This window comes from Dyadobacter luticola (genome assembly GCF_005860805.1).
GTDB classification, from domain to species: Bacteria; Bacteroidota; Bacteroidia; order Cytophagales; family Spirosomataceae; genus Dyadobacter; species Dyadobacter luticola.
On sequence record NZ_VCEJ01000005.1, the window covers coordinates 162,701 to 179,415 of the forward strand.

A 16,715-nucleotide genomic window follows, 5' to 3' on the forward strand; every position below is an offset into this window, starting at 1 on the left:
GTTATGCCAATCATTTCCTACTCATTTCGCAGCGCCTTCACCGGGTCGGCCAACGCAGCCCGTACCGCCTGAAAACTGATTGTTAGCAATGTAATGGTCAGCGCTCCAAGTCCCGTTACCGCAAAAATCCACCAGTCAATATTCGTGCGATAAGGATAATGTTCCAGCCATTTGCTCAAACTGAACCACGCGAGGGGAGAAGCGAGCAAAATAGCGATGGTAACCAGCCGCAGAAAATCTTTTGACAACAATGCAATGATTCCGGCAACCGAGGCCCCCAAAACTTTGCGTATCCCAACTTCCTTGGCGCGCTGCTCTGCCGCCTGCACCACCAGCCCGAAAATGCCCAGTGCGGAAAGGAACATTGTTAATCCGCTGAAAAATAGGAAAAGTTGATGCATCCGGTTTTCCGCTTCGTACTGCTTGTTCAATGTGTCTTCGATGTTACCGATTTCCAGCAGTTTGGAAGGAAAAAACTGTTTCCAAAGCTGGTGAAGGGTGTTAGTCACCTGCTTTTCAGTTCCCGGTACTACCCGGATCAGCATTCCGCCATATTCCGGTGAGCGGTGCGCCACGATCAATGTCGGTTTAACGGGCTCGTACAAGGATTCGTTGTGAAAATCCTTGATAATGCCGATCGGTACCGTGTTCGCTTCCTTGATGCGCTCGTTCAAATGTTTGATACCCAATTTCTTGGCGGCGGATCGGGTCAGGATGGAAGGTTGCAGCATAGCAGCCTCTTCAAATTTCATGAAATCCGCTTTTTGCAATGAATCCGCATTGATTGCGTCTGAGGATAACTGGCTGCTGAACAAGCGTCCGTCCGCCAGTTTCAGGCCCATCGTTTTTGGTAAATCTAAATCTCCGGCAATGTACCAGACTTTTACACGTCCTTTTCCGCCTGCTGGATCTGGTATTTCGCGCGTCATAAAACCGCCGCCCTGCCCAGGAAGCCAATGTGTGATAGATGCGCTGACAACCGCTGGATTTTCTAACAAGGCATTTTTAAATGCACTGGCTTTTCCATCCCAGGAAATAAAATCAATGCTGAGTAAATGCCTTTTATCATAGCCCAGATCCTTATTTTTCATCAGATTAAGCTGTTTCCAGACCACGATCGTCGCCAGTAACACCACAATTGAAATAGAAAACTGCACCACGACGAGACTTTTTCGCAGACTATTCTGGCCGAAAGTGGCAGTGATGGTACCACGCAAAGTATTGGCAGGCTTGAAACCTGAAATAAGCCAGGCGGGATAAATTCCGGTGAAAATGGCGGTGAGAATAATCATCAGCGATGCATAAAAAGCCATTTCCGGATTGGTGATAAATGTTTGAACTAACCGGTGACCAAGAAAATTCTCCACGGATTGGAGTGTGAAATAGTAAAAGAATGTTGCGACCACCACCGACGCGCCGAATAGGATCAATGTCTCTGTGAGAAATTGCAGGACAAGCTGGCCGCGAGAGCCGCTGAGTATCCGCCTTACCCCGGCTTCTTTTAGCCGCGCAAATGCCCTCGCGGTGCTCAGGTTCACAAAGTTGACACAGGCGATAAACAGTAACAGCGCCGCCACGCCGGAGAAAATGTAAATCGTCTGCGCGTCGCCGCGGACATGCTGATTCAGTGCAAAATCCGAATGCAGGTAAATGTCCTTCATCGGCTGAAATACTACCGTTTTGGATGCATAGGATTTGCTGAGATTCTGGTGCCACTTATTCACTTTCGAAGTAAAATTCTTTACATCTGTACCTCGCCTCAGCATGATATAGTTTTGGGAAAACGTAGCAAATCCTTCCGGGGAGAAAGTTTCAGGCTTGTTTTGCCGCACCCAGATTACATCTGCCCTCAAATGACTGTTATAAGGCAGATCTTTTATCAGGCCGGTCACCAGATAAGTATTGGGTTTGGCCGAGTAGGCGGGCATATCGTAAATGATTTTCCCGACAAGATCCTGACCAGGATAGAACTTTTCCGCAAAAGATTTTGAGACGATAATGTTGTTCGTGCCAGGTGTAAAACGTTTGGGACTTCCTGCCAGCACCTGAGTGTTAAGCATTTTCCAGGCCGCAGTGTCCATTCTTAGTACCTCCGTTTTCATGCCGTCGGTATCTTTTTCATTTAATTTAAAATGCCGCTCGGTGGTCGAGAATTCTGACCAGGATTCTACTTCTCCATACAGTTTTTGAAGCTCTGGCGCCAATGCCGCGTTGGAAGAAGACATACGCTCTTCCAGTCCATCCGCTTTTTTATCTACTGATACAATGCGGTAAATGTCATTTCCGCGCGTCCACTGCCGGTCGTACGACAAGCTGTCGATCACCACCGTCGCCACCATCATGCACGCCCAAAGGCCGATTGCGAGGCCAGTGAGGTGGATGGAAGAGTAACCTTTGTTCTTTCTTAGCACGCGCGTGCCGATTTTGAAATAATTCCGGATCATTTCAACATTGAAAAATGGCGTGGAAGCGTATTGTGAAGGTTTTCTTTTCATGATCGAGGGCCGGAGTAGGGAGGTGACTTCCCGCAAATAGAATCTAAGCGCCTTTTGTCGCCCGAAACGTTCGGAGCGTAAGGCAAAACGCTCGTTCAAATCGCCGATAAGTTCTTCACGCAAATGCGGGGCACAGATTCTGGCGGCAATGTTATCCAGCCATTTCGGGGGAAGCGGATTGTTATATTTCATGATCGGGGAAGGTTATGGTTCAGGAAAAATGAAGGCCGATTTTGGCTAGAGTGTCAGGTTCAATGCGGTCCCACAGGTTGTTACGCAGCATGCGGACTTCATTCAATGTCTTTCCGCCAAATGTAGTAATGGTAAAAAGCCGCTTTCGCCGGCCGCCGCGCTCCTGGGTCGCCTCGCCGAGGTAAGAGCTGAGATATCCCTTTTGTTCGAGGCGCTGCAAAGCCGCGTGCACTGCCCCCGTACTGACCGGATAGCCCGTCTCTTTTTCCAGCTCTTCCGCAATCAGCACCGAGTAAGCTTTCGGTGCCATAGCCGCTACTGCTAGCAGCACAAGTTCTTCAAATTCCCCAAGATCACTCCGTCTCATAAAAAGCAGATTTATTTCATCTATTTCCGTATGTAAAATAATCCTGCCAAATTGTTAATCTTCATTTTTGGAATTTTTAGAGGGTTTTTAGTAAAAATGATCGTTCAAAAGCGAACATGCGTGTCCGGGTAGGAGAGAGTTAGGCAAACAAAAAAGCCAGGCATTAAGCCTGGCTCAGGTGACCGCGACGGGAATCGAACCCATATCTAGAGTTTAGGAAACTCCTATTCTATCCGTTGAACTACGCAGTCTAAGAGGATATTCATAATTAATTGTGACCGCGACGAGAATCGAAGCGCACCGGCACCCCGTCGAACGCGCCCCCGGCCATATCCAGAGTTTAGGAAACGCCTATCGGGCGGCGATCCGCTCTATCCGTTGAACTACGCAGTCGAATCGGGGTGCAAAACTGGCAAAAAATCGCCTGAAATACAACTCTATTCCTCGGTTTGCACTGCCGTATAGCCCAGATCAAGCCAATTCGGATAGATAGAGAAATGTTTTTCCTTCACCAGCGAAAACAGCGTGTTGCGCAGCTCTTCGATATTTTCCTTTTTCTCGGCCGAAATAAATACCACGTGATCCGCTTTGTCGGCGATGTAGCTTTTTTTCAATTGATCCAATGTGCTTTCCTGCGTTGAAAGATCTTCGTTCTCTTCGTCGTCTGTGGTATTGAATGCTGGTTTGTATAAATCAATCTTATTGAAAACCAGTATGGTCGGTTTATTTGCCGCACCGATTTCCTCCAAAGTTTTATTTACCACGTCCAAGTGCTCCTCAAACGACGCGTGCGAAATATCTACGACGTGCATCAGAATATCTGCCTCGCGTACCTCGTCCAATGTTGATTTGAAAGATTCAATCAATGTAGTCGGCAATTTCCGGATAAACCCGACAGTATCGGTCAGCAAAAACGGAATGTTTTCCATGTTTACCTTCCGCACTGTAGAATCCACCGTAGCGAAAAGTTTGTTTTCCGCAAAAACATCCGCTTTTGAAAGTCCGCGCATCAAGGTCGATTTGCCTACATTGGTATAACCGACGATAGCCACCCGCACCAGCCGGTCACGCTCTTTCCGGCGTGTAACGCTTTGTTTATCAACTTTTTCAAGTTTCTCTTTCAAAAAAGCAATCCGGTCTTTTACGATCCTTCTATCCGTTTCAAGTTCCGTCTCACCCGGTCCGCGCATCCCCACGCCAGCACCAGACTGACGACTTAAGTGCGTCCATAAACGCGTCAACCGAGGGTACATATATTGGTACTGCGCGAGCTCCACCTGCAATTTCGCCTGCGCAGTTTGTGCCCGCATCGCGAAAATCGCCAGGATCAGCAAGCTCCGGTCAATGACCTTGATATCCTTAAATGTTGCTTCCAGGTTCCGCACCTGCGAAGGCGTAAGATCATCATCATAAATAATCATATCCACCGGCTCGGCGGTGACGAATGTCAGGATTTCGTCCAGTTTTCCTTTTCCGGTATAAGTGCGTATATCGGCGCGTTCAAGGTTTTGGGTAAATGTTTTTACCGTTTCCACGCCGAGCGTAGTCGCCAGGAATGCCAGCTCGTCGAGGTATTCCTTCGTTTTTTCAATAGGTTGTTTTTGGGTACTTACAGCCACTAAAACCGCTTTTTCAGGCTGCGCAGCGGTAGAATACAGTTTTTTCTTATCAATCATGCAATGCTTGTTAATGTACCAAAATGGTAGAGTGGCAACGGTTTAGAAAACTCAAAAGTTCACCGCACCAATTTGTGAAATTACATTTACTTTTAATAAAACCATTTTTTTGTTTGATTCTTAAAAGACTGCTTTTGTATATTTGCGGAAATTTCAAAAGCCGATGCTGCTCTCTCACCTCGGACTACAAGCTTAGTCCGACGACCTTCCGGGTCATCTTATTAGTTCCTTTTTAGCAATCCAGTTACGGGTTGCGCAATTTCCTTTTATACAATTTTCAATATCATATCCCATGAAAAAGTGGTTTACACTGCTTCGTCAGGCCGTGCGCGGTTCCGAAGAAAGTTTTACCGAAGGCAGCATCAATCGTGCCATATTTTTACTATCAGTACCCATGATCCTCGAAATGGTCATGGAATCGCTCTTTGCGGTTGTCGACATATTTTTTGTTTCAAAAGTAAGTACGGAAGCCGTCGCGACCGTCGGGCTGACCGAGTCGGTGATTACCTTAATGTACTCAGTAGCAATTGGTTTGAGCACTGCGGCTACGGCAACTGTCGCCCGCCGGATCGGCGAGGGCAATCACACCCAGGCCAAGACCGCGATCGGTCAGGTCATTTTGATCTCACTTCTGATTTCGTCCGTCATCGCGGTGATCGGCGTAACATTTGCCAGCGACATTCTCAGGTTGATGGGTGCAGATGACAGTGTGATTAAAACCGGATCCAACTTTGCAAGGATCCAGTTTTTGAGCAGTCCGGTGGTGGTTTTACTCTACTCGCTGAGCGGTGCATTGCGTGGTGCTGGATCGGCGGCTACTGCCATGCGTTCGCTGATGATCGCCAATGGTTTCAACATGGTTTTGGGACCGCTTCTGATTTTCGGCGTAGGCCCTTTTCCTGAACTGGGCGTGACGGGCGCGGCAGTAGCCACGGCCATCGGGCGTTCGATAGGCGTTGGTTATCAGTTGTTTTCCTTGACCAAAGTAAACAAAATGCTCGCGCTTGCTTGGGAAGATCTTCGCCCGGATTCCGAAACCATCCGCAGTATCGTGAAGGTAGCGACCGGCGGGACCGTACAATTCCTGATCGGCTCCGCGAGCTGGATTTTCCTGACGCGTATCTTGTCAGGCTTCGGCAGCGATGTCGTGGCAGGTTACACCATCGCCATCCGGGTCATTATGTTCACCTTACTGCCGGCCTGGGGATTAGCCAATGCCGCAGCAACATTGGTTGGACAAAACCTCGGCGCCGGAAAACCGGAAAGAGCAGAAGCATCCGTCTGGAAATGTGCCAGTTATAATTTGATTTTCCTGCTTGGCTTATCCGTATTCATGTTCATCGGCGCCGAAAGTATTATCAGCTGGTTTAGCAGCATTCCAAAAGTGGTCGAAACCGGCAAAACCGCGCTGCGTGTACTGTGCATGGGTTATGGATTTTACGCCTATGGGATGGTGGTGATCCAATCGCTGAATGGTGCAGGAGATACCAAAACGCCGACGGTCCTGAACCTGATCTGTTTCTGGACAATCCAGATTCCGTCAGCATATTTACTGGCAGTAATACTGGAACTAGGCCCGATAGGCGTTTTTGCCGCCGTCCCGATTGCCGAATCGGCACTGGCGTTGCTGGGAATCTGGCGGTTCAGGGCTGGCGGGTGGAAGGCAGTGAAGGTGTGAGAGGCAATTCCCTCAACTTTTCTAACTTTACAACCATGAAAATCGAACAAATTTATACCGGCTGCCTGGCGCAAGGGGCTTATTTTATTGTTTCTGAAGGCGAGGCGGCGGTGATTGATCCTTTGCGGGAGGTGGAACCTTACATTCAGAAGGCGGCGAAGATCGGGGCGAAGATTAAGTATGTGTTTGAAACCCATTTTCATGCGGATTTTGTGTCCGGGCATTTGGATTTGTCCGAAAAAACCGGCGCGGAGATCATTTACGGCCCGAATGCGAAAACCGGTTTTAAGGCGCACATAGCTACGGATGGCGAGGAATTTCAGTTGGGAAATATTAAAATCAAGGCGCTGCATACGCCGGGGCATACATTGGAATCGACGAGCTATCTGCTGGTCGATTCCGATGGTAAGCCGAATGCGCTTTTTAGCGGGGATACTTTGTTCATCGGCGACGTCGGCCGGCCTGATCTGGCACAGAAATGTGACCTGACAATGGAAGACCTGGCTGGAATGTTATATGACAGTTTACGGTCGAAAATTATGACGCTGCCTGATAATGTGATCGTTTATCCGGCGCACGGTGCGGGCTCGGCCTGCGGTAAAAATATGAGTAAGGAAACTTCCGATACGCTGGGTAATCAGAAGCTTTTCAATTACGCTTTACGAGCGGATATGACCAAGGAAGAATTTGTGAAAGAAGTCACCGAGGGTTTGACCGAGCCCCCGCAATATTTCCCCGAAAATGTAAAAATGAACCGCGACGGTTATGAAAGCATCGACGACGTGCTGGAACGCGGCGATCAGGCGCTCTCGGCGGAAGCATTTGAGGCGAAAGCCAATAATTCTGGTGCTTTGCTGCTCGATACGCGAAAGGCCTCAGACTTTGCAAAAGGCTTTATTCCTAATTCTATCAACATTGGCATGGATGGCAGTTTCGCTCCGTGGGTCGGGGCGCTAATTCCGGATTTGAAACAAAACTTGCTGATTATTACCGATCCCGGAAAAGAAGAAGAAGTCATCACAAGGCTCGCCCGCGTCGGCTATGATCATACGATCGGTTTTTTAAATGGCGGTTTCGAAACCTGGGAAAAGGCTGGCAAAGAAATAGATCAGGTCGAATCTGTAAGTGCAGAGGCTTTTGCAGAGAGATTCAAATCTGGTCAACTGGAAGTCATCGACGTCCGAAAAGCCACAGAATTCGAAACCGGTCACATTCAAGGAGCCAAAAACCTGCCCCTCGACTACATCAACGACCTGATGCCCGAATTTCCAAAAGACAAAACCCTCTACATCCAATGCGCCGGCGGCTACCGCTCCATGATCGCCGCCTCCATCCTAAAATCACGCGGCATTGATGATGTCGTGAATATCGACGGAGGATTTGGAGCTGTTTCGAAGACTGCGGTGCCGGTTTCTTAGGTTTAGCAAATATTTAAGATAACTAGTCTCGCGCAGATCTGCGATAGTTTTATGGCAGAAGGCTTACCTATAACCCCTGACTATAACTTCTTCGAAATCAAATACAACTGCTCGTCGCCCAGCGAAAAAGGATCGGCTTCAAGGTTTGCAAATGTGCCCGTCACCTGCAAGCCTGCACATTCGAACATATAAGTAATCTCGGAAAGCGTGTAAATGTGCTGGCGTACCTGATGCGTGACTTTTTCACTGCCCGAAATAAATGTCTGCTCCGCTTCAATATACCCTTCCTCCGGCCGGTAATCGTTTTCGGCGAGGTACGTAATGTCATCTTTTACGGGCATCCAGTTTCTCGTCTGGAAGTTGGGCAAGATACTTTCCGCCAGATTTTCTGTATGAATCGCGAAATAACCGCCTGGTTTTAAAGCATTTGCTACTTGATTAATAAACTGCTGCATCTCCTTCCTTGGAAAAAAACTGAAACTATTCCCAAAGCAATATGCCGCGTCGAAAGCATTTTCCGGCAGGTTATAACCCAGTATATCCGCGCAAATCACATCAATGTTCAGATTCTCTGAATCAGCAGCATTGCTCAGTTCTTCACAATATTCTGACGAAATATCAATGCAGGTCACTGCACAGCCAGTCTCCGAAAGCGGGATCGCATGCCGCCCATACCCCGACAAAACATCCAGGACTTTGCTTCCTTCCCCGATTTCCAGCACATCCGCCAGAAAATCAACCTCATAATCCGTGTACTCTTCATCCTGGTGCAATTTCCAGGCGCGCTGCGGAAGTCCTTTAAAATAAGAATGGTACCAGGCCAAAATCGGGTGCGTTAAATGAGCCGCAAAAATAGTGAAAACCCGTCGCTACATCTTCATCAGCCCCGGAGTTATGCGCAGATACACCTGGCCGGAAAGCGGCGTTTTGCCATACTCGGATTTCAGGAGATCGTCGATCGCGTAAATCCCAACCTGCCCGCCAGCCTGTAAAATGGTGTTTTTGAATGTTAGCAGCTGCCTGTTCAACCCCAGCGAAAACTGGGATATCCGGAACGGATCTTCAACGATCACGTCTATAAACCTGAGACCCAGTTCCTCAACACTTTTCTGGACCCACTCATACCGGCCGTAAACTGACCATTTGTCAAGCTGTAAATTGGATTCGAGCAGCACCGAATTTTCCTTGTGATGGTCGCCTGAATTGTTCAGTCCCCAGGCAAGCGTGGAGGAAATCCATTTATTTTTTCCACCCAGCTGTGCCGAATGTTGCACGGAAGCCGTAGTCCGGTTCACATTTTCATCAGGCCGCAAACGCTCCGGACTTTTGATAAAACCCCTTGAAACCTGCATCGCCCAGTTGGCGGAAGGATTGAACAGCAGGCGGTAACTGTATGAATCAAAGCGCATTTTGTCAAAATTAAAGCGGTTTTCATCAGGCTCGCGACCCGTAAAAGATGAACCTTCCAGCTTGAATTTTCCATATCTGACGCCCGCAGTCACAACGCCAAAAGTAATGTGGGTTGCGTCCTGCCAGTGATGTCCCAAAACCGCATCCGGATTATTGAATGCCGACATCCGATGCATAAAAGCGGTCGGCCCCAGGGCAGGCTCGCCGGGGTAACCGGCATAAACCGTCAGGTCTATTTGATCATTAATCCTTTGGGTATAGGCGACGGACAGCTCAGAAACCAGATCGTGCGGGTGCTGACGATTGACCAGCGGGCTGCCTTTCCAGCTCTCGCCGGATTGGAACAACAGGGGATAACCCGCGCCGCCATCGGTAAGCCTGTCCAGTGAAACCATCGCCCGAATGTTTAGCAAACCATTTTTCCCGACCTGTCTTTGCGCCATGCCCATCAGCCAGTTAGGCGCACTGATTTTCGCAGAACTTCCCAGCAGGTTTTTGTTATTGAAGTTCTGCGAAGTATATCGGAGAAAAAGACTTCCATGCAGCATGTAATTCCACTTTTTGCCGTGCTTCATATAAGCATACATTGGCGTCGCGTCCGGCTGCCAGCCTGTGCCTGAGCCGTTTCGCGTCATAGGAAGGCTTAGGGAAAAACTATGCGTCATGTGCATGCCGGTATGCGCAGGACTTTTACCGTGATCCATGTGCTGCATATCTTCACCAGCTGCCTTTGTTTGAGGCATTTGGTGCATTTCATGATCGACAGAATCTTTGGCAGGTGCCGGATGATGCTCGTGCTGCGCGGCAACTTTGGTGAATGCAGTTGCAAGGGCGATCACGAAGGCCGCCCGGAGAAATGATGTCATGATGAAGTGTAATTTGTTTTTTAATGCTTCGCCGCCGATTTCCTGCAACATTCCGGCAGTTTATCGTGCGCTTTCTGATTGGCAATCAGCTCGTTCGCATCGTAGCCGGTATTGATGATCGTAGCCTTGATCGCCTCAGGAGTCGTTTTATTTGGGTTGTATTTAACCGTCACGACTTTATCTTTCAAATCCAGATTCGATTCCTTTACACCTTTTGAGAGGCCGAGGTTACGTTCGATGCGCTCTTTACACATCTCGCAGATCGCCGAAGTTTTGATTTTGACTTCCTTATCGTCACCGGCAAAGCTGCTGCTCATACCGATAAATAAAATAGCTAGAAGAGATAAGATGATATTTTTCACGATACTGATTTTTAAGTTATGTTAATGTGTATGTCCGGTAGAGTCGCCTTCCGTCATCGCTAGTTCCTGTAATTCCATCTTGCAAATCGGACATTTTCCCGCTTCTGCGTAAGTTTTGTCACCCTCACAATGCATCGGGCAGGCATATTTTTTCGCGCTTGCGGTGGTTGTCACGGTAGAGTCCGCCTTTTGTTCCGATTTGTCTCCGTTTCCTGAGCAGGCCGCTGCGAAAAGCATGAGCGAAGCCAAAACCAATTTGTTCATTTTGAAGGTTTTATACATGATAAAATAAAGTTTATGAAAAACTGCCGACCTTATCCAGTGCTTTTCTGGACATGTTATTTTTCTTAAAATCTCCCGGCGTCATCCCGGTCACTTTTTTGAACTGGTTACTCAAATGCGCAGTGCTGCTGTATGAAAGCCGCCAGGCCATTTCGCTCAATGTCAGTTCGTTGTATGACAGCCACTCTTTTACTTTTTCCACTTTCTGGGCGATGATATAATGCTCGATCGTCTGCCCGGTCTCCGACGAAAACAAATTGCTGAGATAAGAATATTCGTAACCGATTTTTTCTGACAGATAATCCGAAAAATTCATCTGGGCAGGCTTGTTGCCTTTCAGGTTCTGCACCTCCTCAATGATCAGCGTCTTAATGTTCTCCACAAGCGCAAGTCTTCGGTCATCCAGCAGTTCGAAACCATTGGTAATCAGCGCAGGTTTCACTTCTTTCAATTTTTCCGAATCAATATCTTCCACAGTCTCTACCTCACCCAGTTCCACCGATTTCAGCTGAATTCCCAAATTTTCCAGCTCCTCGCGGACCACTTTTTTGCAGCGGTCACACACCATATTTTTAATATATAACTTCATTTTCGGGTCCGATTTGACTTAGGGTTACCTGATAATTTTATAACGTATTCCGGCGTAAATCATTCGCCCAACCACCGGTCCCCAGGCCATCCCCGCATCGAAATGTTGCCCAAATGGCTCGCTGGCACCCATAATCGGGTTTTTCTGCCTGAAGTTTGCCAGGTTTTCGCCACCCAGGTACACATCCCATTTTGGAAAAGTCCGTGTGATCTGCGCATTGAAATTATAGAAAGCTGGCGACATGGTCGATGGCAAACTGGCTGGCGCGTGGTGATCGGCGACGGTGCCCATGTACGGAATCCGGCGTTTTCCGTTCCACTGCGTCGTGAAATCGAACTTCCATTTATCGTAGGGCAGGGCGTAACCGGCATTGAAAAGCACCCGGTCGCGGCTCACCATCATTCTCGGCAGCAACACATTCTCGTCCAGGTTATTACGCAATGTTTGTTTTACATCAAAAAGCCGGTAAGCCAGTTTTAGTTCAAATCTTTTGATAGGCGTAAGGTTCGTCTCGACCTGAAAACTGTTGGCATAAGCCTTGCCCGACAAGTTGTAAAATTGAATGTAACGCGGGTCTTCCAAATCTGCAACCAGCTGATTCTCAAAGTTTGTCCGATAAAAATCCGCGATCAGGTTACCTTTCATTTCACCAATGTTAAATTCCTGGGTCAGGCTCCCGCCGAAATTCCAGGAAACCTCGGGCCGGATACTTTCGCGGAACAAAACCGTCCTTGAACTGACCAGGTTACCATAATATTCCGCCAGCGGATTAGCCACCCTGAAACCCTTTCCTGCCGACGCCCGCAATGTGGTCTGGTCGGTCAGATTGTATTTCAAATGCAGCCGCGGCGTCCACTGCGTGCCGTACAAATTGTGAAAATCGACCCGGCCACCCGCTACGAGCACAAATTTATCAAGCGCATTGTAAGTGTATTCGAAAAATGCCCCCGGCACCGACTCGTTTCTTTTGAGTATAATGTTCCGGTAATGTTCATCATAATTATCGAGCAAATAACTCAAACCGGCTTTATAGGAATGATTTGTGTTACCGATAATCGATTGGTAAATCAGGTTTCCGTAAAGCGTTTTTTGCTTTCCATCGTAGTTATTTTGTCCAAAATAGGATTTGGAATCATGCAGCGAGGCATTCAAAATAAACCCTAAACCCTTATAAGGCTGGTCCGGAAAAAGTCGTGCGATTTTGGAGAAGAACTCATATCGGTTCACATTCGCGCCAAAACCATAAGCTTGGGTGGAGCCTTTCATTTCTTTTACAAAATCCTTTTGTCCACCGAGCCGGTCTTCATGCAAGGCTTTTACACCAAACTGCGCCATCAGTTTTTCGCCCTGATATTTCCAGCGATTGAGCACATTGAACTGCGTATAAAGCGGCATATCCAGAAATCCGTCACCATTTTTATCCACCCGGTTTCGCAATGTACTGCTGTGCGTGAGCAGGCCGGTACTCCACTTTTTATTCAGCTGATGCGCGAGATTCAGGTTCACTTCCGCGCGGCCAAAATTGTTTATATACGTATTCAAGTATAACTTTTCACGCGTATCCGGCTTCTGCAATTCCACATTGATTTGCCCTGTCATCGACTCGTAGCCATTCACCACCGAACCCGCACCTTTGCCAATATCGATGGATTGAATCCAGGTTCCAGGAATAAAATTCAGTCCGAATGTGGATGCCAAGCCGCGGATCGCCGGGATATTTTCTGTGTTGGTTTGAATGTACGTGCCGCTCAATCCCAGCATTTGGATTTGCTTCGAGCCCGTCACGGCATCGCTATACGAGACGGAAACGGAGGCATTGGTTTCGAAACTTTCGGACAAGTTGCAGCAGGCGGCTTTTGCTAGCGCGCGGGTCGTGATCAGCTCGGTCTGGTGCGGATTCAGCCGGTCGATGGAGCTGGAACTACCCCGGACTGTCACTTCACCAAGTGTTTGATCGTTTTGTAAAACGATTTGTAGTTCACTTTCCGAGCCGATTTTCACGGTATCATTTCGAAAGCCTACAAAGCTGATGACCAGCAAATTGGACTGCGCCGATCTTGGAATATTGAATTTCCCTGCCGAATCGGAAGCCGTAGCCTGCGAGGTGCCTGACCAGTAAATGTTGGCGCCGGTGATCGGTTTAAGATCTTTGGTGCCAGCTACCTGCCCGTTGACGGTCCCGGAAATGCGCTGCGCTGAAAGTGACAGGGAGCTCAAAATGAGAAATCCCCATGTCAGGTACTGCTTCATGATTTTTTTGATTCATTGAAAAAAGAGTCCGGAGTAAATCGGGTGATTTACTTCAAGTGTCTGTTAATCAATGAGATCAAATCAGGTAGGACTGGATAAAACAGCGCATACCTTTCCCATGAAACCGGGAAGAGAAGGATATGCCGGGAGAAAGTGACCTGGCGGATGGCAGTATCCACTCGGCATTAATAAATTGGTAGGATTTGACAGACCAGGGAATCAGATCGGCGAAAACCTTGATGAATGCTGCATTGAAATGTGCGCCGGAGGACACGACTTCCAGCTTTTCAAACTTCTGGTTTTCCTTGCAGCAGGCGGTTTTTTTGAAGAATGTGCCTTTCGATTCTTTCAGTTCTCTTGCTTTGGCGCAGCAGGAAGACATTTTTTTAGTGCCGGATGCCTCTTTGCTTTCCTGCGCAAACTGGACCGATTTCCCCCTGAACATGCACTCATGCTCGATAAACGCAAATCCGGTGCTGCTGAGCAGGACCAGGAGCGCCATAGAGACGGTGATGAGTTGGTGAAACCGGTTTTCCATAATGCAAAGTTAAAAGATCAGGCTATTTCTTCGGCCAGATATCCGGCCTTTTTCAAAATTCCGGCGATTTCATCTGCAGAGCGACTGGTCTCTACTTCCAATGTTCTCTGCGGGCTCAGCAAGTCCACCTGCCAAGTTTCGATCGCCTTATCATCATTTAAAAAGGGCGTTACCGTCGCCACACAGGCATTACATTTGATATTGGTCTTAAACTTCAAAGTTTCCATTGCTAAAAGATGCAGCTTGCCGCCGCAATTAAATTAGGTTACAAATATCGCCATCAAAACCCGGAGGAATATTACAGAATTCCGGAAATGAGTTACAGAGTTTTTGGTTCAACATTACAATTTCGCACTTTTTAACCGCAAACTATTTGCTACTACCGACACTGAGCTCAGCGCCATCGCGCCGCCCGCGATCATCGGATCAAGTAAAAATCCGTTGATTGGATACAGAATACCAGCGGCCACGGGAATGCCGATCAAGTTGTAAATAAATGCCCAGAAGAGGTTCTGCCGAATAGTTTTGACGGTTTTTCGGGACAAATTCAATGCTCGTGGCAATGCCAACAAGTCGGAGGTAATCAGCGTAATCTTGGCCACATTCATGGCAATGTCCGAGCCTTTCCCCATCGCAATGCTGACGTCAGCTTGAACCAGCGCCTGCGAATCGTTAATTCCGTCACCCACCATCGCCACGGTTTTTCCCTCGCTTTGCAGTTTTTTAATAAAATCCATCTTGCCCGCAGGCTTCACTTCCGCCTGAAACGATGGAATGCCAACTTCTTGCGCGACGGCAGCGGCAGTTTGCGCATTATCCCCAGTTAATAAATGCACTTCAATTCCCTGTTTTTTCAATTTCAATACTGCCTCAGCCGAGCCGGGTTTGAGCTGATCAGCAATCGCGGCAAGCGCGATTAATTTGTTGTCGGCTGCGATCAGGATGACTGTTTTTGCCTGTGCGCTCAGTTCTTTAAACCTGGATTGTAGATTTTCATTGATCAAGATCTGCGCATTTTCCAGAAAACGATAAGTGCCTATTTTATAAATAACTCCGTCTATCTTTCCCTGGATACCACTGGCTGTAATGGATTCAAAATCAGTAACATTCAAGGGTTTTGAAGTCGAAATATAATTAACAATTGCGCCCGCCAGCGGATGCTCCGACCGGGATTCCAGTGCGCGGATCGCAGCGAAATGTCGCTCGTAATCAGTTGCTTCATCTGTCCAGATCCATTCGGTAACCCGGGGGCGACCTTCGGTTAATGTGCCGGTTTTGTCCAGCACGACGGTATCTACTTTATAAGCTTTTTCCAGACTTTCGGCATCGCGGATCAGCATATTATTTTCCGCACCTTTTCCCACGCCGACCATGATCGCGGTAGGCGTAGCGAGGCCCAGCGCACACGGACAGGCAATCACAAGCACCGAAACTGCGGCCAGCAAACTCTGCGTCACGGCATTTTCACCACCAAAAATCAGCCAGATCATGAATGTCAAAACTGCAATGCTGATCACCACGGGCACAAATATCCCGGCAATTTTATCGACCAATTTCTGCACCGGTGCCTTACTTCCCTGTGCCTCGCGCACGGTTTGAATGATCTGCGCCAGTACGGTATGCTTCCCTACTTTCTCGGCGATGAATGTAAAGCTGCCATTTTGGTTGATCGTCCCTGCAAAAACTGCATCGCCCGCGTTCTTTTCCGCCGGGATCGGCTCGCCGGTCATCAGGCTTTCGTCTACATTGGATTTGCCGCTTTTGACTTTTCCGTCAACCGGGATTTTCTCGCCGGCCCGAATGATGATTTCATCACCCAGCTGCACCTCCTTCACTTCCATTTCACTTTCCTGCCCATTTCTGAAAACGCGGACGGTTTTCGGTTGCAGGCCGATCAGTTTTTTCAGTGCGTCCGTCGTGCTGGTCTTGGCGCGCTCCTCCATCAGTTTTCCCAACAGAATAAAGAAAATAATGACGGCCGAAGCTTCGAAATAAACATGCGGATGCAAGCCGCGCGCGTGCCAGAATGCAGGAAAAAAGGTATTGAATGTGCTGAAGAGAAACGCGACGCCAGTACTCAGCGCCACCAGCGTATCCATATTCGCTTTGCCGTTTTTAGCTTGTTTCCAGGCATTTACAAAAAAATCTTTTCCAAAAATAGCCAGGACGGGTAATGTCAAAACCAGCATGATGTGGTTGACATAAGGAAAAGAATTCATGAAAAACATGCCGATGATCACCACCGGAACAGTAAGTATCCCTGCCCAAATCACCTTGTTTTTAAGCGCCTCGTAATGTTCCCGCTGAATTTGTTCCTGCTCCTGCGCCGCCAATGTTTCGTCTTCTTCGACGATCAATCCGTAACCAATGCTTTGCAGCACTTCGTCCATTTTGTGGAGGTCAGTAACCTTTGGGTCAAAGTCTACCTGCACAGATTGGTTGGCATAATTTACCGCCGCCTCGATCACACCCGGCGAGTGTTTCAGCATGGATTCCACGCTCACGGCACACGCCGCGCAGGACATGCCGGTGACCGGTATTGTGGTTTTATATTTATCAAGAGTCGATTGCATTTTTTCAAAATTTATCCTG

At 48.1% G+C, this 16,715-nt stretch carries 14 protein-coding genes and 1 tRNA gene; 2 read left to right on the forward strand and 13 right to left on the reverse strand.

All coding sequences use genetic code 11. The features are described from left to right. Window positions 1–17: 17 nt before the first annotated feature. The 4 genes from FEN17_RS19710 to hflX form a co-directional block, all read right to left on the reverse strand. Window positions 18–2,687, reverse strand: coding sequence for an FtsX-like permease family protein (locus FEN17_RS19710; RefSeq protein ID WP_138367114.1), 2,670 nt, complete (start codon window positions 2,685–2,687; stop codon window positions 18–20). A gap of 19 nt (window positions 2,688–2,706) precedes the next feature. Next, window positions 2,707–3,054 carry a PadR family transcriptional regulator gene (locus FEN17_RS19715; protein WP_138367115.1) on the reverse strand — a complete coding sequence of 116 codons (348 nt, stop codon included), beginning with the start codon at window positions 3,052–3,054 and terminating at the stop codon, window positions 2,707–2,709. Between the two features lie 179 nt (window positions 3,055–3,233). Continuing rightward, window positions 3,234–3,305, reverse strand: a tRNA-Arg gene (locus tag FEN17_RS19720). A gap of 186 nt (window positions 3,306–3,491) precedes the next feature. Beyond that, window positions 3,492–4,730, reverse strand: a complete 1,239-nt coding sequence (hflX, locus tag FEN17_RS19725; RefSeq protein WP_138367116.1) for a GTPase HflX — start codon at window positions 4,728–4,730, stop codon at window positions 3,492–3,494. A gap of 292 nt (window positions 4,731–5,022) precedes the next feature. Here hflX and FEN17_RS19730 point away from each other — a divergent pair, with 292 nt between their 5' ends. Both FEN17_RS19730 and FEN17_RS19735 read left to right on the forward strand, forming a co-directional pair. Continuing rightward, window positions 5,023–6,408, forward strand: coding sequence for an MATE family efflux transporter (locus FEN17_RS19730; protein WP_138367117.1), 1,386 nt, complete (start codon window positions 5,023–5,025; stop codon window positions 6,406–6,408). 35 nt (window positions 6,409–6,443) lie between these two features. After that, on the forward strand, window positions 6,444–7,826 hold the full coding sequence (locus FEN17_RS19735) for an MBL fold metallo-hydrolase (protein WP_138367118.1): 1,383 nt from the start codon (window positions 6,444–6,446) through the stop codon (window positions 7,824–7,826). An 80-nt stretch (window positions 7,827–7,906) separates the two neighbouring features. Here the strand turns inward: FEN17_RS19735 and FEN17_RS19740 are convergent, their stop codons facing one another. The 9 genes from FEN17_RS19740 to FEN17_RS19780 form a co-directional block, all read right to left on the reverse strand. Beyond that, entirely contained in the window at window positions 7,907–8,650 is a 744-nt protein-coding gene (locus tag FEN17_RS19740; RefSeq protein WP_138367119.1) for a class I SAM-dependent methyltransferase, read from the reverse strand. Window positions 8,651–8,695: 45 nt separating this feature from the next. Further along, a complete protein-coding gene (locus tag FEN17_RS19745) occupies window positions 8,696–10,102 on the reverse strand; it encodes a TonB-dependent receptor (protein WP_229208905.1) in 1,407 nt (468 codons plus the stop codon). A gap of 20 nt (window positions 10,103–10,122) precedes the next feature. Then, complete coding sequence (locus FEN17_RS19750; RefSeq protein WP_138367120.1) at window positions 10,123–10,464, reverse strand: heavy-metal-associated domain-containing protein; 342 nt, start codon at window positions 10,462–10,464, stop codon at window positions 10,123–10,125. A 21-nt stretch (window positions 10,465–10,485) separates the two neighbouring features. Further along, on the reverse strand, window positions 10,486–10,746 hold the full coding sequence (locus tag FEN17_RS19755; RefSeq protein ID WP_229208906.1) for a heavy metal-binding domain-containing protein: 261 nt from the start codon (window positions 10,744–10,746) through the stop codon (window positions 10,486–10,488). Between the two features lie 13 nt (window positions 10,747–10,759). After that, window positions 10,760–11,335, reverse strand: coding sequence for a helix-turn-helix domain-containing protein (locus tag FEN17_RS19760; RefSeq protein WP_138367122.1), 576 nt, complete (start codon window positions 11,333–11,335; stop codon window positions 10,760–10,762). A gap of 24 nt (window positions 11,336–11,359) precedes the next feature. Beyond that, window positions 11,360–13,585: a TonB-dependent receptor gene (locus FEN17_RS19765; RefSeq protein WP_138367123.1), complete on the reverse strand. Its 2,226-nt coding sequence runs from the start codon at window positions 13,583–13,585 to the stop codon at window positions 11,360–11,362. Window positions 13,586–13,661: 76 nt separating this feature from the next. Continuing rightward, a complete protein-coding gene (locus FEN17_RS19770) occupies window positions 13,662–14,123 on the reverse strand; it encodes an HYC_CC_PP family protein (protein WP_138367124.1) in 462 nt (153 codons plus the stop codon). Between the two features lie 17 nt (window positions 14,124–14,140). Further along, window positions 14,141–14,350, reverse strand: a complete 210-nt coding sequence (locus FEN17_RS19775) for a heavy-metal-associated domain-containing protein (RefSeq protein ID WP_138367125.1) — start codon at window positions 14,348–14,350, stop codon at window positions 14,141–14,143. Between the two features lie 114 nt (window positions 14,351–14,464). Beyond that, window positions 14,465–16,696: a heavy metal translocating P-type ATPase gene (locus tag FEN17_RS19780; RefSeq protein ID WP_138367126.1), complete on the reverse strand. Its 2,232-nt coding sequence runs from the start codon at window positions 16,694–16,696 to the stop codon at window positions 14,465–14,467. Window positions 16,697–16,715 lie beyond the last annotated feature (19 nt).

Excerpts from the sequence above, each read along its gene's own strand:
- FEN17_RS19715 (WP_138367115.1), bottom strand. The coding sequence starts at position 3,054 with ATGAGACGGAGTGATCTTGGGGAATTTGAAGAACTTGTGCTGCTAGCA.
- FEN17_RS19765 (WP_138367123.1), bottom strand. The coding sequence starts at position 13,585 with ATGAAGCAGTACCTGACATGGGGATTTCTCATTTTGAGCTCCCTGTCA.
- FEN17_RS19775 (WP_138367125.1), bottom strand. The coding sequence starts at position 14,350 with ATGGAAACTTTGAAGTTTAAGACCAATATCAAATGTAATGCCTGTGTG.
- hflX (WP_138367116.1), bottom strand. The coding sequence starts at position 4,730 with ATGATTGATAAGAAAAAACTGTATTCTACCGCTGCGCAGCCTGAAAAA.
- FEN17_RS19755 (WP_229208906.1), bottom strand. The coding sequence starts at position 10,746 with ATGTATAAAACCTTCAAAATGAACAAATTGGTTTTGGCTTCGCTCATG.
- FEN17_RS19735 (WP_138367118.1), top strand. The coding sequence starts at position 6,444 with ATGAAAATCGAACAAATTTATACCGGCTGCCTGGCGCAAGGGGCTTAT.
- FEN17_RS19710 (WP_138367114.1), bottom strand. The coding sequence starts at position 2,687 with ATGAAATATAACAATCCGCTTCCCCCGAAATGGCTGGATAACATTGCC.
- FEN17_RS19730 (WP_138367117.1), top strand. The coding sequence starts at position 5,023 with ATGAAAAAGTGGTTTACACTGCTTCGTCAGGCCGTGCGCGGTTCCGAA.
- FEN17_RS19780 (WP_138367126.1), bottom strand. The coding sequence starts at position 16,696 with ATGCAATCGACTCTTGATAAATATAAAACCACAATACCGGTCACCGGC.
- FEN17_RS19770 (WP_138367124.1), bottom strand. The coding sequence starts at position 14,123 with ATGGAAAACCGGTTTCACCAACTCATCACCGTCTCTATGGCGCTCCTG.
- FEN17_RS19760 (WP_138367122.1), bottom strand. The coding sequence starts at position 11,335 with ATGAAGTTATATATTAAAAATATGGTGTGTGACCGCTGCAAAAAAGTG.
- FEN17_RS19745 (WP_229208905.1), bottom strand. The coding sequence starts at position 10,102 with ATGACATCATTTCTCCGGGCGGCCTTCGTGATCGCCCTTGCAACTGCA.